Origin of the sequence: Arthrobacter sp. PAMC25284, assembly GCF_019443425.1 — a bacterium.
Lineage (GTDB): Bacteria > Actinomycetota > Actinomycetes > Actinomycetales > Micrococcaceae > Arthrobacter > Arthrobacter oryzae_A.
On sequence record NZ_CP080382.1, the window covers coordinates 3,059,102 to 3,084,710 of the forward strand.

21 protein-coding genes, 1 tRNA gene and 2 pseudogenes are annotated in these 25,609 nt (G+C 66.9%); 8 read left to right on the forward strand and 16 right to left on the reverse strand.

The window, feature by feature from the left end; translation table 11 throughout:
• Positions 1–98: 98 nt before the first annotated feature.
• Positions 99–275, forward strand: a pseudogene (locus KY499_RS14135) (DUF1508 domain-containing protein); the annotation flags it as partial.
• A gap of 67 nt (positions 276–342) precedes the next feature.
• Here the strand turns inward: KY499_RS14135 and KY499_RS14140 are convergent.
• From KY499_RS14140 to KY499_RS14155, 4 genes are read right to left on the reverse strand one after another with little or no spacing between them, the layout of a single operon-like run.
• The gene (locus KY499_RS14140) at positions 343–1,287 is read right to left on the reverse strand and encodes a CHAD domain-containing protein (RefSeq protein ID WP_219885667.1); all 945 of its coding nucleotides are present in this window, start codon (positions 1,285–1,287) and stop codon (positions 343–345) included.
• A 1-nt stretch (position 1,288) separates the two neighbouring features.
• Positions 1,289–1,675, reverse strand: a complete 387-nt coding sequence (locus KY499_RS14145; protein ID WP_123254712.1) for a sterol carrier family protein — start codon at positions 1,673–1,675, stop codon at positions 1,289–1,291.
• A 2-nt stretch (positions 1,676–1,677) separates the two neighbouring features.
• On the reverse strand, positions 1,678–2,694 hold the full coding sequence (locus KY499_RS14150; protein WP_123254711.1) for an asparaginase: 1,017 nt from the start codon (positions 2,692–2,694) through the stop codon (positions 1,678–1,680).
• Between the two features lie 36 nt (positions 2,695–2,730).
• Positions 2,731–4,320, reverse strand: coding sequence for a molybdopterin-dependent oxidoreductase (locus KY499_RS14155; RefSeq protein ID WP_219885669.1), 1,590 nt, complete (start codon positions 4,318–4,320; stop codon positions 2,731–2,733).
• Between the two features lie 193 nt (positions 4,321–4,513).
• Here KY499_RS14155 and purD point away from each other — a divergent pair, with 193 nt between their 5' ends.
• Positions 4,514–5,824 carry a phosphoribosylamine--glycine ligase gene (gene purD, locus KY499_RS14160; RefSeq protein WP_123254740.1) on the forward strand — a complete coding sequence of 437 codons (1,311 nt, stop codon included), beginning with the start codon at positions 4,514–4,516 and terminating at the stop codon, positions 5,822–5,824.
• Between the two features lie 2 nt (positions 5,825–5,826).
• Positions 5,827–6,774 (forward strand): phosphoribosylaminoimidazolesuccinocarboxamide synthase, encoded by a 948-nt coding sequence (locus KY499_RS14165; RefSeq protein ID WP_123254709.1) that lies wholly within the window; start codon positions 5,827–5,829, stop codon positions 6,772–6,774.
• 57 nt (positions 6,775–6,831) lie between these two features.
• Here the strand turns inward: KY499_RS14165 and KY499_RS14170 are convergent, their stop codons facing one another.
• Complete coding sequence (locus KY499_RS14170) at positions 6,832–8,103, reverse strand: helix-turn-helix transcriptional regulator (protein WP_123254708.1); 1,272 nt, start codon at positions 8,101–8,103, stop codon at positions 6,832–6,834.
• Positions 8,104–8,229: 126 nt separating this feature from the next.
• Here KY499_RS14170 and KY499_RS14175 point away from each other — a divergent pair, with 126 nt between their 5' ends.
• Positions 8,230–8,448 (forward strand): hypothetical protein, encoded by a 219-nt coding sequence (locus KY499_RS14175; RefSeq protein WP_123254707.1) that lies wholly within the window; start codon positions 8,230–8,232, stop codon positions 8,446–8,448.
• A 116-nt stretch (positions 8,449–8,564) separates the two neighbouring features.
• On the opposite strand, the gene KY499_RS14180 is transcribed toward KY499_RS14175, so the two are convergent.
• From KY499_RS14180 to KY499_RS14200, 5 genes are all read right to left on the reverse strand, one after another.
• Positions 8,565–8,641 (reverse strand) — tRNA-Pro (locus tag KY499_RS14180).
• 73 nt (positions 8,642–8,714) lie between these two features.
• Positions 8,715–10,568 (reverse strand): ABC transporter ATP-binding protein, encoded by a 1,854-nt coding sequence (locus tag KY499_RS14185; RefSeq protein WP_219885671.1) that lies wholly within the window; start codon positions 10,566–10,568, stop codon positions 8,715–8,717.
• Positions 10,565–12,373 (reverse strand): ABC transporter ATP-binding protein, encoded by a 1,809-nt coding sequence (locus KY499_RS14190; RefSeq protein ID WP_219885673.1) that lies wholly within the window; start codon positions 12,371–12,373, stop codon positions 10,565–10,567. The genes KY499_RS14185 and KY499_RS14190 overlap by 4 nt, the downstream gene beginning before the upstream one ends.
• A gap of 262 nt (positions 12,374–12,635) precedes the next feature.
• Positions 12,636–13,583, reverse strand: coding sequence for a metallophosphoesterase (locus KY499_RS14195; protein ID WP_219885674.1), 948 nt, complete (start codon positions 13,581–13,583; stop codon positions 12,636–12,638).
• A gap of 3 nt (positions 13,584–13,586) precedes the next feature.
• Positions 13,587–15,884: a transglycosylase domain-containing protein gene (locus KY499_RS14200; RefSeq protein WP_219885675.1), complete on the reverse strand. Its 2,298-nt coding sequence runs from the start codon at positions 15,882–15,884 to the stop codon at positions 13,587–13,589.
• Positions 15,885–15,921: 37 nt separating this feature from the next.
• Between KY499_RS14200 and KY499_RS14205 the strand changes: the two genes are divergently transcribed.
• The 3 genes from KY499_RS14205 to KY499_RS14215 are packed head-to-tail and all read left to right on the forward strand — an operon-like array spanning position 15,922 to position 17,579.
• On the forward strand, positions 15,922–16,077 hold the full coding sequence (locus KY499_RS14205; protein ID WP_099093395.1) for a DUF4177 domain-containing protein: 156 nt from the start codon (positions 15,922–15,924) through the stop codon (positions 16,075–16,077).
• Between the two features lie 2 nt (positions 16,078–16,079).
• Positions 16,080–16,652 (forward strand): RidA family protein, encoded by a 573-nt coding sequence (locus KY499_RS14210; protein ID WP_123254702.1) that lies wholly within the window; start codon positions 16,080–16,082, stop codon positions 16,650–16,652.
• 15 nt (positions 16,653–16,667) lie between these two features.
• Positions 16,668–17,579, forward strand: a complete 912-nt coding sequence (locus KY499_RS14215) for an NUDIX hydrolase (protein ID WP_123254701.1) — start codon at positions 16,668–16,670, stop codon at positions 17,577–17,579.
• Positions 17,580–17,793: 214 nt separating this feature from the next.
• On the opposite strand, the gene KY499_RS14220 is transcribed toward KY499_RS14215, so the two are convergent.
• Entirely contained in the window at positions 17,794–18,471 is a 678-nt protein-coding gene (locus tag KY499_RS14220; protein ID WP_123254700.1) for a Crp/Fnr family transcriptional regulator, read from the reverse strand.
• 179 nt (positions 18,472–18,650) lie between these two features.
• Between KY499_RS14220 and KY499_RS14225 the strand changes: the two genes are divergently transcribed.
• Entirely contained in the window at positions 18,651–19,835 is a 1,185-nt protein-coding gene (locus KY499_RS14225; protein ID WP_123254699.1) for a MarP family serine protease, read from the forward strand.
• Between the two features lie 5 nt (positions 19,836–19,840).
• Here KY499_RS14225 and KY499_RS14230 read toward each other — a convergent pair whose 3' ends face one another.
• The 5 genes and pseudogenes from KY499_RS14230 to acs all read right to left on the reverse strand — a co-directional run bounded on the left by KY499_RS14230 (position 19,841) and on the right by acs (position 25,286).
• Positions 19,841–20,890, reverse strand: coding sequence for a DUF2332 domain-containing protein (locus KY499_RS14230; RefSeq protein ID WP_219885676.1), 1,050 nt, complete (start codon positions 20,888–20,890; stop codon positions 19,841–19,843).
• Positions 20,891–20,892: 2 nt separating this feature from the next.
• A complete protein-coding gene (gene aroQ / locus KY499_RS14235; protein ID WP_219885677.1) occupies positions 20,893–21,366 on the reverse strand; it encodes a type II 3-dehydroquinate dehydratase in 474 nt (157 codons plus the stop codon).
• Positions 21,367–21,461: 95 nt separating this feature from the next.
• Entirely contained in the window at positions 21,462–21,833 is a 372-nt protein-coding gene (locus tag KY499_RS14240) for an SRPBCC family protein (RefSeq protein ID WP_219885678.1), read from the reverse strand.
• On the reverse strand, positions 21,830–23,074 hold the full coding sequence (locus KY499_RS14245; RefSeq protein WP_123254695.1) for an NAD(P)/FAD-dependent oxidoreductase: 1,245 nt from the start codon (positions 23,072–23,074) through the stop codon (positions 21,830–21,832). Before KY499_RS14245 ends, KY499_RS14240 begins: the two co-directional genes overlap by 4 nt.
• A 162-nt stretch (positions 23,075–23,236) precedes the next feature.
• A pseudogene (gene acs / locus KY499_RS14250) lies at positions 23,237–25,286 on the reverse strand (acetate--CoA ligase).
• Positions 25,287–25,609 lie beyond the last annotated feature (323 nt).

Below are 25,609 nucleotides of genomic sequence, written 5' to 3' on the forward strand. Positions count from 1 at the left end.
GGCCTGCGCGTTGCGGAATCCGCGAGTGGCAGACCGCTCGTTCAATAAGTACACTTACTAATACCCGCACGCGGGGTACCCAGGGTAAGGAGTGTGCAATGGCTGGATACTTTGAGCTCGTGGACGCGTCCGACGGCGGCTACCGTATTCGGATGGTCGACGCCGCCGGGACTTTAATGGCCGTATCAGTAAGGTTTCCCACCAAGAAGGCGGCCGTGGCCGGAGTGGCCGAAGCCCGCGAGATCGCAGGGACGGGCCTGATCCGGGACCGCAGCACGGCGCAGAATATCCGCGCCGGCTCCGACTTTGGCTGACAGGAGCCGTCCGGCCGCCGACGGAAGTTCATCGGATGGCAGGGAACTTCTTCCAGGCCTGGATGAATGTCGCCTCCGTCCGGGCTGCGAGTTGATCTTCGAGGGCATGCAGCCGGCCGAGCGTGAAGCCGTCTGTTCCGTCCCTGCCCGGGGCGACGGCGAGATCGCGCAACAGCGAGCGTGCCACCACGCTGTCCTGATACTGGCCCAGGATTGTCTGGATCCCACGCGCAGCCGCGGCGGTGCGCTTGGCCCGTGCGATTCTTTTGCCCCAATTCTGGCCGCCGCTGGGGCCGTATTCGACCACAAACTCCGCTGCGTACCGCAGGCGTTTTGCTGCCTTGCGGACCTCGTGGAGGCCCTCGCCCCGGGCCGCGGAACTGGCTGTGGATCCGGTTGGCGATTCCGTGTACGGCCCGGCGGCAGCGCCCTGACCCGGGAGCGACCGTACGGCACGCCGGAGCCGCGCCTCATCCCGGGCGATCAATTTCCGGAGCGTCTTGTGTGGTTTTCGGACTGCCTTCGCCGTGAATGGCGGAGCGGCGCAAAGCCGGGTCATCCGGGCGAGGAGCTCTGTGTAGCGCTCGCTGTCCAGCGCCGTGCGGGCCGTGGCGAGACCTGCTGCGGTCAGCGTCTCCAGCTCCGTGCCGATCAGGCCGGCGGACGGCCGGGGGGTCAGGTTTCGGGGTTCAGCCGCTATCAGTTCTGCGAGCCGGGCCGTCGCGACCCACGGGTCGCGGGCGGCACCCAGTTCCATCGAGAGCCAGCGCAGTTCACGGCGGAGGTCCTGGATAGCGCCGTCGTCGAACAGTGACCGCGTAGTGGCCAACAGGGATCGAAAGCGCCGGACAGCCGCCCTGGCCTGGTGGATCGATTCCGGGTTGCCGTCCCGGACACCCGGAGCATGACGGAGCAGTTCGTGGTGTTGTTCGCGGAGATACGCCAGCAGCGCATCGCCGGCCGTGGTTGCCATGTCAGAGCGGCAGCAGGCCGGACAGGTCCGCACGGAGCCCGGAAGCGGCAACCTTGCCAGCGTCGACGGCGTCGGCCCAGCTCAGGTGCCCGCTGACTATTGCCAGCCAGGTGGCGGCGTCGCACTCAATGACGTTCGGAGGTGTGCCGCGCGTGTGCCGGGGTCCCTCGACGCACTGGGTCACGCCGAACGGCGGAACACGGACCTCCACGGAGTTGCCGGGCGCCCGTGCAGTGACTTCCTCCAGCGCGTACCGCACCGCCGTCGCCAGCGTCGCGCGGGGCACCGCGTCTGATCCGGCGCCGGGTGCGGGGGAATTCGCGGCCAGCCAGGCGGCCAGCGCGGCGCGGCCCTCCTCGACGTCGATCCGGCGCCGGGCGACGGCCACGGTCAGACCAGCAGCGCCGAGATGGCGCGTCCGAGTCGAATCTTGCCTACCGGCCTGCCGCCGCCCAGCACGGGTTCAACAACCTTCTCCAGCACGGAAGAGACTTCCGGGATGTCAACGGCGCCGGAGGCTGCGAGGAGTGTCAGCCCAACCAGCGACGCCGCCCGGGTGTTGCCGTCGAGGATCTTAAGGGCGAGGGAGACGCCCTGCCGGGTGGCCATCACCAGCACGCCTTCGGCGCCGATTTTGGCGAGGATCCCCAGCTCTTCCATCACGATGGTATTGGCCTGTCCGTGCCCTTGGACGGCCCACGGGTAGTCCAGCATGGAGGTGGCGATGGTGGCGGCGCGGGCGTTGGAGTTTTTGTCCCCCGGTGCCTTCGCGAGTTTCGAGTACGCCCGGGCGAGCCCCGAGAGGGAGACCGCCGCGACGGGGGCGCCGCATCCGTCGATGGCGATATGCGCAATTCCTTCGCCGGTGTACTCCTCGATCGTGGCACGGATGCGCTGCTGCAACGGATGGTTCGGCTCGAGGTAGCTGCGGGTGTCCCAGCCGTTCTCGGTGCAGGCCCAGAGGAAGGCCGCGTGCTTGCCGGAGCAGTTGAAAGCCAGTTTGGACTGCGGCCGGCCTGCCCGGACGAGCCAGTTCCGCGCCGTCTCATCTTCGGGCCATGCCGTCGGGCAGTGGAGATGTTCCTCTTTGACACCGGCCGCCTTCAGCATCCCCTCCACGACATCCATGTGATCGAGCGAACCGACATGGCTGCCGCACGCGATGGCCACCTGGGCCCCGCGCAGCGGCACGCCCGCCTGCATGGATGCGAGCGCCTGCAAAGGCTTGAGGGTGGAGCGGGCAAACACCGGGGCAGTGATGTCGCCCAATTCCGTGACGACCGTGCCGTCCGCGGCCATAACGACGGCGGAGCCGATATGGCGGGATTCAACGAATCCATTGCGTTCCACGACTGCCAGCTCGACGGCGGAATCGACGGTGAAGGTCGCATGTGAATTCAGGGGCATGCTGCCAGTGTATGGTGCCCGGGGGCGATAGCCCGGTTATTCCACGGTCACCGCTACAGACTGCCAGCCCGAGGCGCCGTCGGGGACGGGGTCCGCGCGCTTGTCGGTCTGTACTTCGCCGGTGCCATCGGTGGCGCGGACCTTGATGTAATGCGGGCCCGGAGTGGCGTCCCATTCATAGGACCACTGCCGCCAGGTGATGACCGAGGCCTCCGCGGCAAGGACCGCCTCGGTCCACGGGCCATTGTCGATCTGCACCTCGACCTTGTCGATGCCGCGCGTCTGGGCCCACGCGGTGCCGCCGATCGCGACCGTGCCGGCAGCCACCTTGGCGAAGGATTTAGGCACTTCGACCCGTGCCATGGTCTTAATTGGGCCGCGTTCGGACCAGCTGCGCTGGGTCCAGTAGGCCTGCTTGTCCTCGAAACGGGTGACTTCCAGGTCCACGACCCATTTGGTGGCCGACACGAAGCCGTAGAGCCCGGGCACCACCATCCGCACCGGGTAGCCGTGTTCCAGCGGCAGTGGTTCCCCGTTCATGCCGATGGCCAGCATGGCGTCGCGGTCGTCCTGCAACACTTCCAGCGGGGTAGAGGCACTGAACCCGTCAATGGAGGTGGACAAGACCATGTCCGCACCCTCCTTGGGTCGGGCCATCTTCAGCACATCGCGGATGGGCATGCCCAGCCATTTGGCGTTGCCGGCCAGATTGCCGCCCACCGGGTTGGACACGCAGGTCAGAGTCACGTGGGACTCAATCAGCTGGGCGTCGAGGAGATCCTGGAAAGTGATCGTGACTTCTTGCTCCACCATGCCGTGGATACGCAGTTCCCAGTCCTGGGCGTTAATTTCCGGGACGCTGAGGGCTGTGTCAATCCGGTAGAAGTCCTTGTTCGGCGTGATCCACGGGGCGACCCCGGGGGTCGGCGATTGGACACCGGCGGGCACGGCCGCGGCGGTCTTCACCGGCGAGGGCAGTTTGAGGGTGTCTCGGGCCTGGGTAACGCCGCTGCGGGCGGCGCTTAGCATCCGTCCGCCGGTGGCGGCGACAACCGAGGCGAGGGCCGTCACCCCGCTCACGGCGAAGAAGGCCCGGCGGCTGCTGGCGGGGCGTTCCGGCTCCTTCGCGGCGACGTCGGCGGCCGAATCCGGCCACACCGCCATCCGCCACAGCCGGGAGATGAGCAGCCGCAGAACGATCAGACCCGCCAGGGTGCCGACCAGGGACGGGATGGCGTCGATCGGTTTCACGCTGGCCCGAGTGACGACACTTGTGACGATAATGGCGCCCATCAGCAGCACGCCGGCAGCGCCGAGTGCCCACTTGCGGTAGGCGACAATGCCCAGCACGCAGGCGAGCAGCAGGATGGTCACGCCCATGCCCACGAACAACGCCAGCTTGTCGTTGGTGCCGAAAGTGGCGATCGCGAAGTCTTTCATCCACGGCGGCGTGAAGTCGATGAAAGTTGAACCAAGGGCGATTACCGGCGTCGCCCGCGCCGTGAAGAAAGCGCCGATCAGTTCGGCTACGGACAAAACGACGGAGGCGGCCACTACGCCGGCCACCGCCGCCAGCGCGGTGGTAGCTGCGGGCCGCTTGGCGTTCTTTGTGCTGGGCTTCTTCATATCAAGTGTTCGGAGACCGGGGCCCCGCGGATTGCTCCCTCCCACGGGACATGCGCTCCGCTCAGGCCGTGGAATGGGCATGATGGCATTAAGTCCAGTGTGCGTGGCGGGGGCGGGGCATGTCCCTTGATGTGTGTGGCGGGACGGTCACAGCTTAGGAGCCTGCGGGGTGCACCCCGTACCCTTGGAAACTGTGAAGGTACTTGTCATCGGCCCCGGCGGCCGCGAACACGCCATTGTCCGATCCCTGCTTGCAGACCCCAACGTTTCCGCGGTGCACGCAGCCCCCGGCAACGCCGGTATCAGCCAACTGGTTCCCGTCCACGCCATTGACGCGAGCGACCCAGACGCCGTCGCAGCCCTGGCCGCCCGGCTCGCCGTTGACCTGGTTGTCGTTGGCCCCGAGGCGCCCCTCGCCGCGGGCGTCTCCGACGCCGTGCGTGCCGCCGGCATCCCGGTCTTTGGGCCCAGCAAGGCCGCGGCCCAGCTGGAAGCCTCCAAGGCCTTCGCCAAGGAAGTCATGGCAGAAGCCGGCGTGCCCACCGCGATGGCCCGCGTGGCGTCCAACGCCGACGAAGCGGCCGACGCCCTCGACACGTTCGGTGCCCCCTACGTCGTCAAAGACGACGGCCTCGCCGCCGGTAAGGGCGTTGTGGTCACAAAGGACCGCGACGAGGCGCTCGCACACGCGCAGACCTGCTTCGACGCCGGCGGGACTGTCGTGATCGAGGAATTCCTGGACGGCCCCGAGGTTTCCGTCTTTGTTCTTTGCGACGGCGTCAACACGGTGGCGCTGTCCCCGGCGCAGGACTTCAAGCGCATCTTTGACAATGATGAAGGTCCGAACACCGGCGGCATGGGCGCCTACACTCCGCTGGAATGGGTACCTGAAGGCCTGGTCCAGGAGGTCATTGACCGGGTTGCCCAGCCCACGATCGCCCAGATGGCGCACCGTGGAACACCGTTTGTTGGCGTGCTGTTCGTTGGCCTGGCGCTGACCTCCCGCGGTACCCGTGTCATCGAATTCAACGTCCGCTTCGGCGACCCGGAAACGCAGGCCGTACTGGCCCGGCTCAAGACGCCCCTGGGCGGGCTGCTCCTGGCCGCCGCCAAGGGTGAACTGGACACGGCAGAGCCGCTGCGCTGGTCCCCGGACACGGCGGTCGCCGTCGTCGTCGCCGCAGAAAACTACCCCGGGACCCCCCGTACGGGTGACCGTATCCGCGGCCTCAAGAAGGCTGAAGCCCTGCAGGATGTGCATGTGATCCACGCCGGCACGGGACTCGATGACGACGGCAAGGTGATCTCCGCCGGCGGACGCGTCCTCGCCGTGGTGGCGCTGGGAAGTGATCTGGTCGAAGCCCGGGAACGGGCATACGACGGCGTCGAACTGGTGCAGCTGGACGGCGGCCAGTTCCGCACCGACATCGGACGCAAAGCGGCCCGCGGTGAAATTAAGGTAACGGCCCCCGGTACCGCGCACGCGACGAAAGCAAAGGCATGAGCATGACCGATCACGTTCCCGCGATGCCGGCCGGCGGCCTGGACATCCCCGCCCTCGATCTGCCGGGCTGGACGCACGTCTACTCCGGCAAGGTCCGCGATCTCTACGTCCCCGTCGATGAATCCATTACGGAGCGCTATGGCCGGGACTGCGTCCTGGTCGTGGCGAGCGACCGCATCAGCGCCTATGACCATGTGCTGGAAAGCGAGATCCCGGACAAGGGCCGGATCCTCACCCAACTGAGCCTCTGGTGGTTCGAGCAACTCGGGGTGGAGCACCATGTGCTCGCGGCCACGGTAGACGGCGGTGTTCCCGCCGCGGTCGCCGGCCGGGCCATGATCTGCAAAAAGCTGGACATGTTCCCGGTGGAGTGCATTGCCCGCGGTTACCTGACGGGCTCCGGCCTCGTCGAATACGGGCAGTCGCGGACCGTCTGCAGCATCCCGCTGCCCGAGGGCCTCGTGGACGGTTCCCGCCTCGCCGGGGCCATCTTCACCCCGTCGGCCAAGGCTGAGGTGGGCGAGCACGACGAGAACATCAGCTATGACGCCGTCGTCGGCGTCGTCGGTGAAGACATTGCGGCCAGGCTGCGCGAGTTGACCCTGGAGATCTACACCAAGGCCGAAGAAATCGCCCGCGCCCGGGGCATCATCCTGGCCGACACCAAGGTGGAATTCGGCATCGACGCCGCCACCGGCGTCATCACCCTGGGCGACGAAGTGCTCACCCCCGACTCCTCACGGTTCTGGGATGCCGCAACCTACGAACCCGGGAAGGCCCAGCCCTCCTACGACAAGCAGTACGTCCGGGACTGGCTGACGTCCGCCGAATCCGGCTGGGACAAGTCCTCGGACACCCCGCCGCCGGCCCTCCCCGCCGACGTTGTCACCCGCACCCGCAGCCGTTACGTCGAGGCCTACGAGAAGCTCACCGGCCGGACGTTCGCCTAACCGGGGGTTCCGGCCGGGACGGGTTCGGCACGAGCCTGGACCTGGCCGGGCGCGCGGCTAAGCGCCTGCGGCCGCATCGGCGGCCGCAGCCCGGCGCTGGGCCAGCCGGATCTCCAGCACGGCGTCCATGGCCTGCTGGACCCGGTCGGAGGCGCCGGCCGAGCTGAATTCCTGCTGCGCTTCCTCGAGGTAGACAAGGGCTTCGAGGGATTCCCCGGCGGCTTTCAGGGCTTTTCCGAGCAGCAACGAGACCTCGCCGGCGGTATGCCGGGCCAGCACCTCGCGCTCGGCGTGGATCTCATGCAGCTTCTGGACGGCGGCCATGACGTCGCCGGTGAGGTAAAGCCAGCGGGCCCGGATGAACGCCACCTCGAGCTCGTCGGCCCTGTTGCCGCCCACGATGGAGAGCGCCAGTTCGGCACGTTCGATCGAGGACAGGGTTTCGGGTTCAACGATGCCTGAGGACAACCGGACAGCGGCCGAGGCCTTGTTGAACCGGGCCCACAGGTCGATGTCGTTGGCCGGGGAGAGCAGTCTGGCGGCGCGCTCGTGGTGTGTGACGCCTTCAGGGTAGTCATGGCGCATAAAGGCGACGTTGCCGATCACCCAGGCCACCTCGCCGGCGAGCTGGGGCATGGAATGGTCATCCATCTGCTCGTTCATGGCCTGGCAGTATTCCCAGGCCTCATCCAGCCGTCCGCTCTCCGCCAGGGCGCCGATCAGGGCGCGGAGTGCGCCGATGATCATGGTGGAGCCCCGGGGCAGCGCCGCGCCGAGACGCACCGCTTCCTGCGCATACTCGACGGCGGCCGTCAGCTGGCCCTGTCCCTGCGACGCGGCGGCAAGCATCTGCCGGGCACGCACGCCCAGACCCGCCGACTCGGCGGCCATGGGGTGCGCGAGGAGGTGCTGGATGACGTCCTTGCACTCCTGCCAGAGCGCCAGTTTGATCAGGCACTCGGCCTGCATGTATGTCATGTTCCACCACGCGCTGGTATTTCTGGCCTCCAGCGCGATTTTGGCTGCGGTGGCGGCATGCGCGGCCGCCACCGCATAGTCGCGGAGGTCCCAGGCCTGGCGGGCGTACAGGCCCGCCAGGACGTATTCAGCGTCGCTGGCTGAGACTGGCTGGCTCCAGGCCTCGAGCGCCTTCGGGGCGAGCTCCAGCCGGTGGGCGAGCTCCTCGATGACATCTGCGGTGGGTTCGCGGCGGCCGGTTTCCAACAGCGAGATGTAGCTGGGCGAGTACAAATCGCGGCCGAGTTCCGCCTGGGTCAGTCCCCGTTCAAGCCGTTCCGCGCGGAGCTTCTCCCCAAAACCGTTCCCCACGGGCCCTCCTAATTCCGGACAATCTTTGTACTAAATGCTTGACAGCCTCTGTGGAAACCATTTTACAATGTATGTCAACAAGGGTAGTGCTAACTTGGTAAGGATCTACGCATATTGAGGACTTATATGTTGAAGAAGATTGCAGCCGGCACCGTTCTTGCGGCACTACTGGCGTTCGGGGCTGCGGCACCGGCTGTTCTTTCCGCGGTAGCGGCCAACGACGGGACCGGCATGACCGCGGTCGGAAATTGGCCGGACCCGATGCTGGCCCCCCAAGCGGTCGGCAACTGGCCGGATCCCATGATGATGGCACTGCGGGTCGGCAACTGGCCGGATCCCATGTAGCCACCACCAATCAGGATTGGTGGCCCCGAGGCGTTAGGCCCCGGGGCCTTTTCCGGTGGCCACGCAGGCTGATGCACAAAAAGAGGGCCTTCCAGCTGGAAGGCCCTCTTTTTCTTTGGTCGGGATGACAGGATTTGAACCTGCGACCTCGTCGTCCCGAACGACGCGCGCTACCAAGCTGCGCCACATCCCGATCCGTTGCCGTAAAAGCAACTTCACAAGAGTATCTGAGAAAGGTCTGGAAGTGAAATCGGTGCCCGGCGAACTCAGACGAGGGAGTCTTTCCACGCGCCGTGCAGCCGGGCGAAACGCCCGCCGTCGCCGATCAGCTGCGCTGGGGTGCCGTCCTCGACGATGCGCCCGTCGTGCACCACGATAACCCGGTCGGCCGTTTCCACGGTGGAAAGGCGGTGCGCAATAATCAACGCCGTCCGGCCGGTGCTTCCGCGCCGGTCCTGGCCGGGGGGTTCCTCCGGTGCGCCCCGCAGGAGAGCGGCCAGGCCGTTCTGGACCAGCCGTTCCGAGGGGATGTCCAGCGACGAAGTTGCCTCGTCCAGGATCAGCACCGACGGCCGGGCCAGGAAGGCGCGGGCGAAGCTGATGAGCTGGCGCTGGCCCGCGGAGACCCGGCCGCCGCGTTTGTTGACGTCGGTGTCGTAGCCTTCGGGCAGGTCCGTAATGAAAGCGTGCGCGCCCACGGCCCGGCCGGCGTCTTCAATCTCGGGCCGGGATGCCCCGGGCCGGCCGAGTGCGATGTTATCCGCGACCGAACCGCTGAACAGAAACGCCTCCTGGGTGACCATCACGACGTTGCGGCGCAGGTCGTCCGTGCTGAGGCGGCGCAGGTCCACGCCGTCGAGGGAGACCGAACCGGAGCTGACATCGTAAAAGCGGGCGATCAGCTTCGCCAGCGTTGACTTGCCGGCACCGGTCTGGCCCACAAGGGCCACGGTCTGCCCCGCGGGGATATGCAGGTCCAGGGCGGGAATGATGACCGGGCCGTCGCCGTAGCGGAACTCGACGGCGTTGAAGTCGATGGTCCCCGCGGCGTCCGCGAGGGCCACCGGAGTGGCGGGCGGCCGGACCGTGGGCACCTCCTCCAACAGCCCGGACACCTTCTCCAGGGCCGCCTGCGCGCTTTGGAAGGAGTTGTAGAACATGGCCATCTGGTCCACCGGCTGGAAGAAGCGCTTGGTGAACAGCATCAGGGCGAGCAGGACGCCCACTTCGAGTCCGCCGCTGAGCACCCGGAAGCCGCCGGCGAGCAGGACGACGGCGACGCAGACGTTGCCGATCAGGACCAGGCCGGGCTGAAAAATGCCGCTGAGGTTGATCGACCGGACCGTGACGGTGCGGTACTCCTCGGCGAGTTCGGTATAACGGGCGGCGTTCTCAGGCTCCTTGCGGAACGCTTTGACCGCCCGGATTCCGGTCATGGTCTCGATGAAGTGCACGATCAGCCGGGCCGAGACCACCCGGGACTCGCGAAAGACGATCTGGGAGTGCTTTTGGTACCAGCGGGCCAGAAAATACATGGGCACAGCCGCGGCGAGTACCAGCAGCCCGCTGCGCCAGTCGAGGATAAAGACCGCCGTAGCCGTGAACACCATAAACAGCAGTCCCGACGCGAGCGAGCTCACGCCGGAGTCGAGGAGTTCGCGCAGGGCCTCAAGATCCGAGGTCTGCCGGGCGATGATCCGGCCGGAAGTGTACTTCTCGTGGAATTCCAGGCTCAGCCGCTGGGTATGCCGGAAAACCCGGACCCTGAGGTCCAACAGCATGGCCTGGGACAAGTTCGCAGTGGACGTCACGTACAGGGCGGTCAGGCCGGCTGTGGCGAGCGCCGCGGCGAGGTACGCGGCGCCCGTCAGGGCGAGCGGGAGGCTGTCGCCGGCGCGCTGGGCCGGCAGGGCGCCGTCGATCCCGAACGCGATCAGCACCGGACCCGACACGCGCGCGGCCTGGGACAGCACAACGGCGGCGATGGTCAGCCAGAAGCGGCGCCGGACGGGCCGGATCAGGGAGCCCAGCAAGGCGAGCGAGCGCCTCCGGACGGTTTTGCTCTCGGCCCTGCTCAGGTGCGCGTTGTCCTCGTCGGCGGTTCCGAAGGTGGTGCTCATTGGGAAATCCCTTCGGTCCGTTCCTCAAGTGCCGAGAGCTCGGAATCAAGGTCCCGCGGCTCCTGGTCGAGGCTGGCAATCACGTGGCGGTAGTGGCTGTTTTCCGCCAGCAGGCGGGTGTGTGTTCCGACGGCAGTGATCCGGCCGTCCTCGAGCAGGGCCACCCGGTCCGCCAGCCCCACCGTGGAGGGCCGGTGGGCAACAATCAAAGTCGTGGTGTCTGCCAGGACTTCGCGCAGCCGCGCCTCGACCCGTTCCTCCGTGTGGACGTCCAGGGCGGACAGCGGGTCATCCAGGACCAATATTTTGGGCCGGGCCGCGATGGCGCGGGCGAGGGCAATTCGCTGCCGCTGGCCGCCGGAGAGACTGAGCCCTTCCTCGCCGATCAGGGTGTCCAGGCCCGCCGGCAGGGAGTACGCGAACTGGGCCTGGGCGACGTCGAGGGCCTCGGCCAGCGCTTCTTCGCTGCGTTCCGGGGCGCCCAGCAGGACGTTGTCCCGCACCGAGCTGGAAAACAGGGTGGTGTCTTCGAAAGCAACGGCGACGATTCCGCGGAGCTCTTCGAGGGCGAACTGGCGCAGGTCCACGCCGTCGATGGTGATGGAACCGTCCGTGACGTCGTACAGTCGGGGAATTAATTGCAGCAGGGTGCTTTTGCCGCTGCCGGTGATGCCGACCAGGGCCATGGTTTCGCCGGCCCTGATGTCCAGTGAGATGTCTTTCAGGACGGGCCGGTCCGGGGCGTCCTCAAAGGCAAAGGCGGCGTTGCGGAAGCTCAGCGCTCCGGTGAGCCGCCCGGGCCGCTGCGGTTCCGCCGGGCCGGCGACGGTATTGACCGCGGCCATCACCTCGAAGTGCCGGTCTACGGCGGCCTTGGCCGTGAGCGCCATGGCCAGCAGCATGCCGGAGAACTCGACGGGTGCCGCGATGACGGCCGCCGTAGCGAAGAACGCGACGAGGGATCCGACGTCGAGGTCGCCGCTGGCGGCCAGGAGAACGCCGACGACGAGCCCGCCCCCGAGAGCCAGTTCCGGGAGCAGGGTGACGACGAGGCTGAAGGCCGCGAGGTGCCGGGCCTTAGCGATCTCGGTCTGGCGGAGTTCCTTGGCCTGTTCATTAAAGTTTTCAAGCGCCTCGCGGCTGCGGCCGAAGGCCTTCAGGACGCGGATGCCGTGAACAGATTCCTCCACCGTGGTGGCGAGGTCGCCGGCCTGATCCTGGCTGCGGCGGGCGACTTTGCTGAATCGGGTGCGGAAGCGGAAACCGTAGATCATGATCGGGACGGCGGCGGCGAGGAAAATCAGGGCCAGCTGCCAGCTCATGGCGAACATCACCGTGACGCCGATCAGCACGGTGAGGGTGGTTACCACGAGCATGATGGCGCCGAAGGCCATCCAGCGGCGCAGGAAATTCAGGTCCGTCATGGCCCGGGAGAGCAGTTGCCCGGAGCCCCAGCGATCGTGGAAGGACACCGTGAGATCCTGCAGGTGGCCGTAGAGGGACACCCGCATCCGGGTTTCCACCGTGGTGGCGGGATTGATGACGAACTGTCGCCGCAACGCCACGAGTCCGGCCTCGGTGACCCCGAGTCCCAGGACCACAAGCGAGGCGGTCCAAACCGCCCGTACGTTGGCTCCGGGCCGGAGGGATTCGTTGATGAGCACGCGCAGCACCTGGGGGATTGCCAGTGCCACCAGGCTCGCCAGCAGGGCAGAAAGCAGTCCCAGGAAGAGCCGGGGGAGGATCGGCCTGACGTGGGGGTAGAGCCGGCTGATCGATGTGAAGAACGGAGTCTGCTTGGCCATGCCTGCTTCTTGGACGCACCTGCGGGAGCGGGAACCGCCAAAGGTGGTGTCCCATAGCAACTACCCTAGGCCATCGGGTGATCCGTTTCACAGGGCCGGGGGGACATGCTCATTCTTGGCTGCTCTTCCCCGCGGGACATGCTCATTCTTGGTGCCACGGGGTGGGCATGTGGCCACTATGTCCACTGGCGCAAGATAGGGGAGGGCATGTCCAGTGGTGGGAGCCAGGGGAGGGCATGTCCACCGGGAGAGCGGGGCAGGATTAGCCGCGGGGCGTCAGGGTGAGCAGGACGGCCTCGGGCTTGCACGCGATCCGGATCGGGGCGAAACGGGACGTGCCGATGCCGCCGGAGACGTTGACCGGCGTCGTCAGGCCCTTGCTGCTCCAGTCATGGAGTCCCTTCGCGCGCCACGTGGGCAGATCGCAATTGGTGACCAGTGCGCCGTAGCCCGGGACGCAGATCTGGCCGCCATGGGTGTGGCCGGCGAGCAGGAGGTCGGCGCCGTCTTCGGTGAAATGGTCCAGCACCCGCTGGTAGGGGGCGTGGGCGACGGCAATCCGCAGATGCGGATCCGCGTCCCTGCCCTTCGTGCCGCGGGGCCAGCCGGCGTACCGTTCCAGGCCCAGATGCGGATCGTCGACGCCGGAGAAGTCCAGGCGCAGGCCGTTGAGCACGATTGACTGGCACCGGTTGGTCAGGTCCACCCAGCCGGACATGCCGAAGCCCGACCGCAGCCGCGGCCAGTCCAGCTTTACTGCATCCCGGCGTTTTCCGGAGGGCCCGAGAAGATAGGACGCGGGGTTCTTCGGGCGCGGGCCGAAGTAGTCGTTGGAGCCTGGCACGAACACGCCCGGCAACTCCATCAGCGGGCGCAGCGCCGCCAGCAAGGGGTCTATGGCCTTGGCGTGGCTGAGGTTGTCACCGGTGTTCACCACCAGATCCGGCTCCAGCCCGGCCAGTGAGGCCAGCCATTCGGCCTTGCGGCGCTGGCCCGGGACGAAGTGGATGTCGGACAGGTGCAGGATCCGGAACGGTGCCGACCGGGCCGGCAGGATGGCGAGGGATTCCCGTCGCAGAACGAACTGGTTCTTCTCCCACAATCCGTATCCCGTGGCGGCAGCCCCCGCTGCGGTTCCGAGAGCCGCAGTCACGGCTGCGCCGCGTCCAAAGCTCCGGAGCCGGTCTGCCACGGTACCTGCCGTGTCCATTGGCTACTTCTTCTTCTCGTCCGGGGCCACCGTCGGCTGCGGTGCCGGCTCATTGCCGGACCCGTTTCCGGTGTCCTTCGCCGGTGCTTGCGCCGGTGCCGAGCTTTCCGCCGTCGGGGTTGTCTTGCGCGGCGGCGTGTACGGGGCGTTGACCATGCTCGACGGCGGCGCCGGGAACGGATTGGTGCCGTAGGACGGCGCGATCGCGGACATGAAGTTCGAGAACTGCGGCCCGGCGATCATGTAGCCGTCGACGCCGCGGTAAAAATTCCCGTTGATGGTGACGTTCTGGCCGAGCCTGCCCTGATTGCCGAGAGGATCGCCGAACCAGGACGCGGTGGCCAGGCCGCTGGTGTAGCCCACAACCCACGTGGAGCCGTTGGTGTCATTTGTGCCGGTCTTGGCGGCAATCGGGAACGTGGTCCGGGTCGAGATCCGCGGCTGGATCAGTGCGCCGGAACCGCGGTTGAGCACTTCCTGCATAGCGTAGGCGACGCCCCGGGCGACCTCGGGCTTGATGGCGTCCTTGCAGGTGACGGTCTGGGCCGGGAGTTGGTTGCCGGTATGGTCCGTGACCGACTCGATGGCGATCGGCTCGCAGTAGCGGCCGTCGTTGGCGAAGGTGGCGAATGCGCTGGCCATCGTCAGCGGCGACGTCTGGTATGAGCCGATGAGGTTGCCCAGCGTGGTCATCGGCACCTGCGGATTGGGGGACTCGGCTGTCGGCAGGCCGCCATGGATGCCGACGGCATCGACAATCTTCTGGATCCCGCAGAGGTCCACCTGTGCCGCGGTGGCGAAGGTGATCGTGTTGATGGAGTTCGCCAGACCATCCAGCACGGTCATGTACTTGTAGTAGCCTTCTTCGGCGTTCTGCAGGTCCTTGGTGCCGGCGCTGGCGTCGTACGCGCCGATCGTCGGCGCCTGGCAGGTGTTCCGCCACGGGAAGTTCTGCGGGTACCGGCGCACGGCACCATTCAGCAGGGTGTTCATTGATTTGCCCTCGTTGAGCCACTGCGCGAACGTAAAGGGCTTCATCGTGGACCCTGGCTGGAACCCGCCGAGCCCGTTGAGGTCGTTACCCCGGGCGTCCTGGCTGTCGACATTGAAGTTCTGGGTCTGGTTGAACTTGCCTTCTTCAGGAAGCCAGACGGTGTTCTGCGCCATGGCGACGATCTTGCCGCTCCCCGGCTGCACTGATACGAGCGCTGCACCCCACTTGTCCGGGTTTTCTCCCGCCGAGCCGTTGACCTGTTCCCGGGCGACCGTCTGGGCGTTGGGGTCCAGGGTGGTCTTGATGGTCAAGCCGCCGCGGAAGATCTTACGCTCACGCTCCGCGGCGTCCTCGCCGTAGGCGGGATCATTGAGGAGCAGGTGGAGGACGTAGTCGCAGAAGTACGGCGCCGTCGGCGAATACGCGCAACCCTGGCGGGCCGGGGTGACGTTGGTTTCCACCGGGGTCGCCACGGCCGCGTCGTACTCGGCTTGCGTAATCTTGCCCTGGCCGACCATCGCTCCAAGCACCAGGTCACGCCGGTTCTTGGCATTCTCCGGATTCGTGATCGGGTCATAGAACGAGGGGCTGTTCACGACGCCGGCCAGCAAAGCGGCCTGCGGCAGGGTCAGGTCTTTCGCGGTGGTGCTGAAGAAGAATTTGGACGCTGCCTCGATGCCGTAGGCGTCCCGGTTGAAGAACACGATGTTCAGGTAGCCCTCAAGGATTTGCTCCTTGCTGAACTTTTTCTCCAGGGCGATGGCCAACTTCATTTCGCGGAGTTTGTCTCCGACGCCCTTGTTGACTCCGTTGAGCAGGACCTGGTCGCTCTTGCCTTCGGCTTCGAGGGAGGAGTTGATGACGTTATTCACATACTGCTGCGTGATCGTCGACGCGCCCTGCTTATTGCCCCGTGCGGTGCTGATCAGGGCACGCAGGATGCCGGTGGTGTCCACCCCGCCGTGCTCGTAGAAACGGGTGTCCTCGATCGCGATGACCGCGTCCTTGATGTATGGCGACATCTGATCGAGCGAAACCCGCGTGCGGTTCTCGGCATACAAGTTGGCGATGACACTGCCGTCAGAAGCCAGGATCGTTGTCGACTGGCTGGGCGGCTCGACCTTCAGCTCCGCCGGCAGGGTGTCAAAAAATTGGATTGATCCGCTCGCGGCGCTGCCGGAAACAGCAGCCGCCGGGACCAGGAGTCCCGCTACGAGGACACCACAAATACTGCTCACGCCAAGGAAAAGTATGAGCTTTCCGAGAGTGGTGGCAGTGTCGAATAAAGGGTTCTTGCCAGTCGCCATGTTTTCCACTTTACCGGCAAGGACTAGTCTTTAGCTCATGACCAAATGGGAGTACGCCACGATTCCGCTCATCATCCACGCCACCAAGCAGATCCTGGATCAGTGGGGCGAAGACGGTTGGGAGCTTGTACAAGTAATTACGGGACCGGATGGAAACGGTCTGGTCGCCTACCTGAAGCGGGAGAAGCAGTAGCCATGAGCACCCCAGCAGAAGCGCCGGCAGGCCCCGAAAACTCCTCCGGCGCCGATGGCGCCGCGAACACCGGTACGGCGGTGGGACCGTCCGCCGTCGAACAGCGACTGGCCGAACTCGGCCTGGCCCTGCCCGACGTCGCGGCCCCGGTGGCTGCCTATGTTCCCGCAATGATCTCCGGAAACCACGTCTACACCTCCGGGCAGCTGCCGTTCATCGGCGGCAAGCTCGAGGCTACGGGGAAAGTCTCCGCCGGCACGGAGGGCGCTTCCGACGAGCCCACAGTGTCGCCGGAAGCGGCCAAGGAATACGCCGCGGTGTGCGCCGTGAACGCCCTGGCTGCGGTCAAGAGTGTCATCGGCGACCTGGACCGCATCACCCGGATCGTCAAGGTCGTCGGCTTCGTCGCCTCCGATCCGTCCTTCACCGGCCAGCCCGGCGTCATCAACGGTGCCTCTGAACTCCTCGGAAAAGTCCTTGGCGACGCCGGCCAGCATGCCCGCTCGGCCGTCGGCGTCGCAGTCCTTCCGCTCGACTCTCCCGTAGAAGTCGAACTGATCGCCGAATTCACGTAAGGTCCGGTTAGTTCTTTGCCTCAGTTAGCACGCCGATTGTTCGCCCTACCCGAAGACCTCGAGGGGGCGGCGCGCAGTTGGCTCGAACATGGGGAACGCACACCGCGCGCCCCCCGGTTTGCCTCGTCCGTAGTCCTGCTGCGGGATTCACCGACAGGTCTGGAGACCTGGCTCGGCTACCGGCCGGGGTCATCGCCGCTGGGCGTGCTCGCCTTCCCGGGCGGGTCGCTGGAGGCCTCGGATGACGACGCCGTCGGCTGGCTTGGCCCGTCGCCCCAGCACTGGGCCGAGCAGATGGGGACGGACGACATCGGGCTGGTCCGGCGCCACGTGATCGGCGCCATCCGCGAACTGTTTGAGGAGACCGGCATCCTGCTGGCAGGCCCGGACGTGTCCACCACGGTGGAAGGGACGTCCGGCGCCGAATGGATGCGGGCCAGGGTGGCCGTTGCGGAGCAGGAAAAGACCTTCACCGAGATCCTGGCCAAGCGCGGGCTCTCGGTACGCACCGACCTGCTCAGGCCGCTGGTGAATTGGCTGAGCCCGGACTTCGCGCACCGCCGGTTTAATACCCGCTATTTCGCGGCCACGCAGCCGGTAAACCAGCAGCCGACGCTGCTCGCGAGCAAGGGGGTGTGGGGCCGGTGGGTGTGTGCCGGCAACGTCATCAATGAACGCGACACCACGGCCCTCGGCGATGAGGTCGGCCAGGAGAACACGGCCGGACGGACGCTCGGCGAGCTGCTCGTCCCGGGATCGGAAATCATGCTCGAGAAGATGGCATCGGCAAACGGCTGTATCGCCTACCTCAGCTACAAGCGCAAGGCCCATGTCTATAAGCCCCTGCTGGTCGAGGAAGACGGCCGGCTTATGCTCGAAGTCGAGGCGGCCACGAGGGTAGTGGGCGAACCCCAGCGCGAACGCTGAGCCCTGGGCGCCTCGTCAGCCCACTTCTCCCGTTCGCTTCGCCAGCAACCGGACATGCTCCGTCCTGCGACCGGCGGACGGACATGACAGCAATATGCTCATTCCCCGGCCGCAAGACTGGGCATGTCCGCCGGGGCGACGGCGACAAAATACCGAAGGCCGGCTCCCAGAATGAACGGGGCCGGCCTTCGGTAGGTGAGGCTGCTGCCTTGGTCTAGCGGGAGCGCTGACGCAATCGCTGCATGTCGAGAATGACGACGGCGCGGGCCTCGAGCCGCAGCCAGCCGCGCTGGACGAACTCGGCGAGGGCCTTGTTGACGGTTTCGCGCGAAGCGCCGACCAGCTGGGCCAGTTCTTCCTGCGTGAGCTCGTGGGCGACCAGGACGCCGTCTGTCGCGGGACGGCCGAACCGGTCGGCCAGATCCAGAAGCGCCTTGGCCACACGGCCGGGGACGTCCGAGAAGACAAGATCCGAGAGGGAGTCGTTGGTACGGCGCAGGCGGCGGGCCAGGGCCTGAAGCAACTGGGCCGAGACCTCCGGACGCGTGCGCAGCAGACCGTTCAGGCTCTCGTTCTTCAAACCTGCCAGGCGGGTCTCCGAGACGGCGGTTGCGGTGGCCGTGCGCGGGCTCGGGTCAAACAGCGCCATCTCGCCGAAAAGCTCACCCGGGCCGAGGATGGCCAGCAGCGACTCGCGGCCGTCCGGTGATGTGCGGCCGAGCTTTACCTTGCCGGAGACAATGAAGTAGAGCTGGTCGCCCTGGTCGCCTTCCCGGAATACCGAGGCTCCGCGTGAGAGGTCCACCTCGGTGAGTTCGTCCGTCAGCAGACGGAATGCCTCGTCGTCGAGCGTGGCGAACAACGGTGCGCGGCGCAATACCTCGATATCCATGAAATCTCCTGACTAACTGTTTCGGCTGGGGCGCTTCCGTCATTGTTTCAGAATTTTGGCGCTTCTGTGACGCGATTGGCATACAAGCGCCCCCTCGGCGGCCGAACCATGGGACCGGGCCGGGGAAACTGTCAGCCTGCACCGGTAGAATCGGGGACTAATACTCTATAAGGAGCACGGTGTTCGGCTTGACCATTTTGGACCTGGTGTTGATCGCGATGCTCGTGTCCTACCTGATCCACGGATTGCGCAACGGCTTCCTGGTGACGGTGGGCGGCGTTGCCGGATTCGCCGCGGGCGCGGTGGCGGCCTTCGTCTCCGTCCCCATCGTCAGTGGACTCGTCAGCGACAGCGGCTGGCGGCTGACGGCGATCCTGGGTACCGCCGTCGTGCTGATGATGCTCGGGCACGGTCTGGGCACCATGATCGGACGTTCAATCCGGGGTGCCGTGCGGATCCGGCACCTGCGCCGGGCAGACCGTTTGGCCGGTGGCGGCGTCAACGTGGTGGTGTCAGCCCTCGTCATGTCGATGCTGGCGTTCAGTATCGGTAGCCTCGGCGTTCCGGTTGTGTCCCGGCAACTCGCCGAATCGAAGGTCATCCGGCTCATCGACGGGATGACCCCGACGCCGGTCAAGACGTCCATGGCCCAGTTGCGGTCGGCAGTAATCGGTGAAGGCATCCCGACACTCCTGGATGGGTTCGGCCAGGACTTGCCGGTTGCCATCCCAAATACCAGCACGAATACGCCGGCGCTCAATGCCGCGGCCGCATCGGTGCTGAAGATTGCCGGGACGGCCTACCAGTGCGGTCAGAACCAGACCGGCACCGGTTTCGTCGTCTCACCGGGGCGCGTTGTGACGAATGCCCATGTGGTCGCCGGAGTCACGGAACCTGTGGTGGAAATGCCCGGCGGCGGAGCGCTCCCGGGCCAGGTGGTGTACTTCGATACCCGCCACGACCTTGCCGTCCTCGCGGTGAACGGTCTCCCGACAGCGCCGCTGGCGCTCAGTGCCGACCTGCCCTCCGGCAGCCCGGCCGCGTTCGCCGGATATCCGCACGGCGGTCCCTTCCAGTCCAAGCCAGCCACGGTGCAGGACATCGCGTCGGTTCTGGTGCCTGATATCTACGGTGAGAACCCCTCACCGGCGGACGTTTACCGGCTGGCCGGTGACGTCCAGCCCGGTAACTCCGGCGGGCCGCTGCTGACAATGGACGGGCAGGTGGCCGGCGTGATCTTCGCGAAGGCTACGACCGGATCCGCCCAGGGCTTTGCGATCACTATGCAGGACCTTGGGCCGGTGGTTGCCCAGGCCCCGGGATTGGGGAACGCCGTCTCCTCCGGGCAGTGCATTAGCAAATAGTGCCGCTAGAGCCATTCCAGGCTCTGGCCGTGCGGGCCGGTGATGGCCGTGGGGCGGCTGTTGTGCAGCAGCAGGAACCGGCCGCGGAGACGGTCGGCGTCCATTTCCTCGACCACGGCGGAGCCGTCCGCCTGCATCATCACCCCGTGGCCTTCGTTGGACAGCCAGTGACAGCCGCGGCCGGAGGCGAGCCGCGCGACGGTGCTGCGGAACAGCGAACGGCCTCCGGCATCCAGATAGGGCATGACCGCGCTGTGGAACACCACCAGGGCCGCGTCCGCCGGCGCCTGTGCGGCGAGCGCCTCAAGCTGGACATTGAGGTCGCCGGCCACGAGCAGTGGCGGATGTTCCCTCGCGATGCTGATCGCCTGGCGCAGCCGCTCGCGCCGGAAGTCCTGCTCCGGCCAGATCAGAGCCTCCAGCCAGGCGACGTCGTCGGCGTCGCGGACGTCCAATGGATGCAGGTCTATGCCGGCCCGCCACACGACCCGGGGCAGCCCGGCCGGGACCGGGACCGGACCGGTCACCGCGCAGCGCAGGACGGGGAAGCCTCCCGGCGGGGCGCCGTCAGGGTCGATCCTTGTCATCTGGCTCCCGCCGGCGTCGAACGCATAGCCGTAGTGGTCCGGGAACAGGTTCAGCCCTGCGGAGGCGCCCACCTCGAGGAGGGCCAGCGGTCTGCCTTCGGCTGCGGCAATCTGGGCGAGGGACGGCAGCAGGGTGGCGCAGCGCCCGGCCTCGTTGGTCTGGGTGGCCCGCGAGAGCACGATCCGTGACACATCGTCCCAATGAGCGTCCAGGAAAGCCCGGAACTCGGGGTATGGGCTGATCTCCGCGCCGAGGAACCGGGCCGCCGCGAGCATCAGCAGCGGCTGCCGCTTGTGGTGCGGCCACTGCTCGATCCGCAGGATCAGCTCCGGGTCCCCGGCGACGCCCACAGACCATTCCGCGTAGCAGGCCGAGGATCCGGGGGCATCCACGGTGCCGAAGTGCCGGTACCAGTCCGCGGTTCCCGCGCCGGTCCCGTGACCGGCGGCGGTCTCTGTGGGGGACATGCTCAGCCCTGGTGCGTGTGCAGCCCGGCGAGGTACTCCACCGCGAAGCGGTAGCCCATAATTCCGGCCCCGGCGATTACGGCCTTGCTGACGCCGGCAAGATAGGAATGGTGGCGGAACTCCTCCCGGGCATGGACGTTGGTGATGTGAACCTCGACGGCGGGAAGCTGGACGGCGGAAATGGCGTCCCGGAGGGCTATCGACGTGTGCGTGTAGGCCCCCGCGTTGAGCACGATCCCGATGGCCTTATCCCGCGCAGCGTGGATGGCGTCCACGAGGGCTCCTTCATGGTTGGACTGGAAGCACTCCACCTCCAGGCCATGCGCGGCGCCGGTGTCTTTGGCGAGCTGTTCGACGTCGGCCAGCGTCGCGGTGCCATACTTCTCGGGTTCGCGCGTGCCGAGCAGGTTCAGGTTGGGTCCGTTGAGAACCAGGATGGTGCCGCGGCCGGAGCCGGCAGGTGTGGCTTCACTCATGCCAGCCAATGTATCGCGTTTGGCTGCCTGGCTGGCCGTTCACCGTCCGCGGCCGCTGTTTCAACGACGCAGGCCGGAACTTCTGCCTGGCCGTGCTACGCCGCGAGCAATCTGGCAAGGCGCCGCAGCGCCAGGCAGCAAACAGCCAGGTAGGCAGGCGCCCACCACGGCACGGTAAACGTCACGCGGCAGCCACCGGCCTCCGGCGTGACGCGGTGGCCGGTGGCCGCCACCCCGGCAACGGACCACGCCCAATAGCGGCCCGGCTCGAACGACGTCACCCGGAACGGCAGCCGGAGGCCCAAAGCGGTGCCCACCGTGCCGGAACTGTCGGGCCCGAGCGGGGCTGCAGACAGCACCGCGGACCGGACGGAGGGCCCCCAGACCGGCCAGTACCCGACGTCGGCCAGCACTGCCCACGCCTGTTCGGCCGGAACGCCGAAGTGCCGCGAGACGGAGAATGTCACGTGCGCGGACCAAGGATCTCGCGTGCGGCCCGGTGGCCGCTTTCGAGCGCACCCTGGATGGAGGCCGTGTCCCGGTGGTCGCCGCAAACAACGAGCCCGGCGGAGAGCCGGAGCGGCTTCCGCGCGGCCAACGGCGGCGGCTGAGCGGGCAGGGCATCACGGATCTCGTGCCGGGCCAGCAAATCCCATTCCGCTGCGGAGGAACCAAAGATTTCTGCGGCGTGCCGTCGGATATCCTCCTCACCCGGTACCGCACGGCCGGGGCCAACCACCGCCGATGCCTGGATGAGGTGCCGTCCCGCCGGCGCGTAGCTGGGGGCAGCGTTGGAGATGACGGCGGCGTTGACCAGCGGGCCGTGCCGTGACGGCCGTCCGTCGACGCACAGCATGGTGAGCCGGCTGGGCGGGGTGTCCGCGGCATACCAATGCGTCACCACGCCTTTCATCATCGGCGCGGCGATACCGGTCAGACCGGCTGCTCCGGCGGGGTCGGTTGCCACCACCACGTGCTCGGCACTGAGGGTCTGGTCCCCGGACCGGACCACGCTGGTATTGCCAGTCCGGGTCACGGAGTCCGCCCGGGTCCTGGTCTGCACCGGGACGTTCAGGGCATCCGCCAGTTGCTGCGGCAGTGCCCGCATGCCGTCGTGCGGCAGCCCGGGGACCCCGAGGGCAAAGGTCCGCAGCAGGGCCAGGGCGAAGTCATTGGATGTGCTGCCGTCTTCTTCCAACAGCACGCCGGCGAGGAACTGGTCCAGCACGCGGCGCAAATCGCCAGTCAGCCCGGCGCCGTCCATCGCCGCCGCGAGCGTCCTGTCCCGGCGGTGGCTGCGCCGGAGCGGGCAGAGGGCGGCCGGGGCCGCCCAGCGGATGGCCGCCAGGACAGTGGCCGGGGTGAGGACGCCGCTGCGCAGGGTGGCGGCGATCAGGGCCGGTTCACGCAGCGGGTGGGCAAGCACTGCCAGCCCGGTGTCGCGGCGTACCCCGACGCCGGCCCCGAGCGGCTGCATTCGCAGTGCTGCGGTGTCAACATAACTGCGGACGGCCGGGTACGCCGGATTGAGCACCTGAAAGCCGCGGTCCACCAGGAACCCGTCGACTTCCTCCGTGCGGATGCGGCCCCCGACGTCGTCGGAGGACTCCCAGACGCGCACATCCCGGCCGGCGGCTTCCAGCTCGCGGGCGCACTGCAGCCCGGCGAGCCCCGCCCCTATTACCACTACGTCACATGACTCGGCCATGGCTCATCCTTTCACGCCCGCCGGACCTGTTTCCGGATGAACGCGGTCCACCGCCAGCAGGTCGTGCCGGTGAAACGCGCCCGGTTCGCGGCCCCGGAAACACAAAGGCGGGACGGTCCATCCAGGATGGGCCGCCCCGCCGGTCTTCTTACCGTCCGGCAGCTATTTCTTCAACGACTGCGCGATCTGGGTCATCACCGTGTTGTCGGCCAGCGTGGAGGCGTCACCGACCTCGCGGCCTTCGGCGACGTCTTTGAGCAGGCGGCGCATGATCTTGCCGGAACGGGTTTTGGGGAGTTCCGGCACGACCAGGATGGTCTTGGGTTTGGCGATCGGGCCGATTTCCTTACCCACGTGATTGCGTAGTTCCTGGACGGTCGCGTCGCCGGAATCGACGGCATCGCCGCGCAGGATCACGAACGCGACGATGGCCTGGCCGGTGGTCTCGTCCGCGGCGCCCACAACGGCGGCTTCGGCCACGGCAGGGTGGGACACAAGGGCGGATTCAATTTCGGCGGTGGAGAGCCGGTGCCCGGAAATGTTCATCACGTCATCGACCCGGCCGAGGAGCCAGATGTCGCCGTCGTCGTCTTTCTTGGCGCCGTCGCCGGCGAAGTACATGGTTTCGAACCGGGACCAGTAGGTCTCCTTGAACCGCTCCGGATCGTTCCAGATGCCGCGCAGCATGGCCGGCCACGGCTCGCGGATCACGAGGAAACCGCCGTGGCCGTTGGGCACGGATTCGCCGAGTTCGTCAACGACGTCCACGGCGATACCGGGCAGCGGGACCTGCGCCGAGCCGGGCTTGGCCGCCGTGACACCGGGCAGCGGCGCGATCATCTGCGCCCCGGTTTCGGTCTGCCACCAGGTGTCCACGATCGGCGCCGGGGTCTCCTTTTTCTCCCCGTTCTTACCTGCGTTGCCGCCGATCACCTCGCGGTACCACATCCAGGCTTCGGGGTTGATGGGTTCCCCGACGGAGCCCAGGACCCTAATTGAGGACAGGTCGTAGCCGGCCGGGATCTCCTTGCCCCACTTCATGAAGGTCCGGATGGCCGTCGGGGCGGTGTAGAGGATGGAAACCTTGTACTTCTGAACGATTTCCCACCAGCGGCCCTGATGCGGGGAATCCGGCGTGCCCTCGTAGATGACCTGGGTGGCGCCGTTAATAAGCGGGGCATAGGCGACGTAGGAGTGGCCGGTGATCCACCCGACGTCGGCGGTGCACCAGTACACATCGGTTTCCGGGTGCAGGTCAAAGACCGCTTTGTGCGTGTAGGCGGTCTGGGTCAGGTAGCCGCCGGTGGTGTGCAGGATGCCCTTGGGCCTGCCGGTAGTCCCGGAGGTGTAGAGGATGAACAGCGGGTGTTCGGCGTCGTGGCCGACGGCGGTGTGCTCGGTAGAGGCGGCGTCCACGGTGTCCGCCCACCAGCGGTCGCGGCCCTCGGTCCAGGCCACGTCCTGGCCGTTGCGCTTGACCACGATGACGTTCTGCACGGTGTGGCCGGGCTGGACCAGGGCCTCGTCAACGGCGGGCTTGAGGGCGCTGGGTTTGCCGCGGCGGAACGTGCCGTCGGCCGTGACGACGAGCTTGGCTTCGGCGTCGTCGATCCGGGACCGGAGCGCGTCCGCGGAGAAGCCGCCAAAGACCACGGAGTGGATGGCACCGATCCGCGCGCAGGCGAGCAGCGTGATCACGGCCTCGGGGATCATGGGCAGATAGACCGCCACACGGTCACCCTTGGCGACGCCGAGGGCCTCGAACGCGTTCGCGGCCTTCTTGACCTCTTCGGTGAGTTGCGCGTAGGTGTAGGTGCGGGTGTCGCCGGGTTCGCCTTCGAAATAAATGGCGACCCGGTCACCACGGCCGGCCTCGACGTGGCGGTCCAGCGCGTTGTATGCGGCGTTGACCTCCCCGCCGACGAACCACTTCGCGAACGGCGGCTCGGACCAGTCAAGGGTCTGCGTGAAGTCCTTGGACCAGCTCAGCAGCCCGCGGGGCCTGCGTGGCCCAGAACGCGGGGCGGTCGGCGTCGGCCTCGGTGTATTCCTCGGCCGTGACCACGGCGTTGGCGGAGAATTCTTCGGAGGGGGCGAACCTGCGGTTTTCGTGCGACAGGTTTTCGAATGCGTCGCCCTGGCCGGATGGTGTGGCGGACAACGCGGTAGCGGGCTCGTGGGCGGTGGCGGTGCCGGGCGTCTGCTGGGACATGGTTAACCTCATCTTCATTGATTCGTGCTCGGGGCTTCCGTGCTCCTCAGTGCCCCTCCGGCCGCGCGGCGTTGGCAACGGCAGGGGGCAGCGGATGGTCACGGCAGGGCCACGAAAGCTGTTCCGCGATAACCCTATACCCGGGCTGCGGGTGATGTGCGGCGCATCACAAGCGCCTCCGCCGGCGGTGCCTTATATGCGCCGAGCGGCGCCGCAGTACTGTTCCGGGAGCCAGTTGCCGACCTGCAGGTCAGGCCGTAAATCCCGCTCCGCCCCGCACGGCTTGTCACCTAGTGATCGGTCCGGCACATGACTAGGCTGAG

What these genes read in the sequence shown, in the direction of transcription:
- KY499_RS14210 (WP_123254702.1), top strand. Translation starts at nt 16,080, where the DNA reads ATGAGCACCCCAGCAGAAGCGCCGGCAGGCCCCGAAAACTCCTCCGGC.
- KY499_RS14195 (WP_219885674.1), bottom strand. Translation starts at nt 13,583, where the DNA reads ATGGACACGGCAGGTACCGTGGCAGACCGGCTCCGGAGCTTTGGACGC.
- KY499_RS14185 (WP_219885671.1), bottom strand. Translation starts at nt 10,568, where the DNA reads ATGAGCACCACCTTCGGAACCGCCGACGAGGACAACGCGCACCTGAGC.
- KY499_RS14245 (WP_123254695.1), bottom strand. Translation starts at nt 23,074, where the DNA reads ATGGCCGAGTCATGTGACGTAGTGGTAATAGGGGCGGGGCTCGCCGGG.
- KY499_RS14165 (WP_123254709.1), top strand. Translation starts at nt 5,827, where the DNA reads ATGACCGATCACGTTCCCGCGATGCCGGCCGGCGGCCTGGACATCCCC.
- KY499_RS14220 (WP_123254700.1), bottom strand. Translation starts at nt 18,471, where the DNA reads ATGGATATCGAGGTATTGCGCCGCGCACCGTTGTTCGCCACGCTCGAC.
- KY499_RS14140 (WP_219885667.1), bottom strand. Translation starts at nt 1,287, where the DNA reads ATGGCAACCACGGCCGGCGATGCGCTGCTGGCGTATCTCCGCGAACAA.
- KY499_RS14205 (WP_099093395.1), top strand. Translation starts at nt 15,922, where the DNA reads ATGACCAAATGGGAGTACGCCACGATTCCGCTCATCATCCACGCCACC.
- KY499_RS14190 (WP_219885673.1), bottom strand. Translation starts at nt 12,373, where the DNA reads ATGGCCAAGCAGACTCCGTTCTTCACATCGATCAGCCGGCTCTACCCC.
- KY499_RS14155 (WP_219885669.1), bottom strand. Translation starts at nt 4,320, where the DNA reads ATGAAGAAGCCCAGCACAAAGAACGCCAAGCGGCCCGCAGCTACCACC.
- KY499_RS14150 (WP_123254711.1), bottom strand. Translation starts at nt 2,694, where the DNA reads ATGCCCCTGAATTCACATGCGACCTTCACCGTCGATTCCGCCGTCGAG.
- aroQ (WP_219885677.1), bottom strand. Translation starts at nt 21,366, where the DNA reads ATGAGTGAAGCCACACCTGCCGGCTCCGGCCGCGGCACCATCCTGGTT.
- KY499_RS14230 (WP_219885676.1), bottom strand. Translation starts at nt 20,890, where the DNA reads ATGTCCCCCACAGAGACCGCCGCCGGTCACGGGACCGGCGCGGGAACC.
- KY499_RS14175 (WP_123254707.1), top strand. Translation starts at nt 8,230, where the DNA reads ATGTTGAAGAAGATTGCAGCCGGCACCGTTCTTGCGGCACTACTGGCG.
- KY499_RS14200 (WP_219885675.1), bottom strand. Translation starts at nt 15,884, where the DNA reads ATGGCGACTGGCAAGAACCCTTTATTCGACACTGCCACCACTCTCGGA.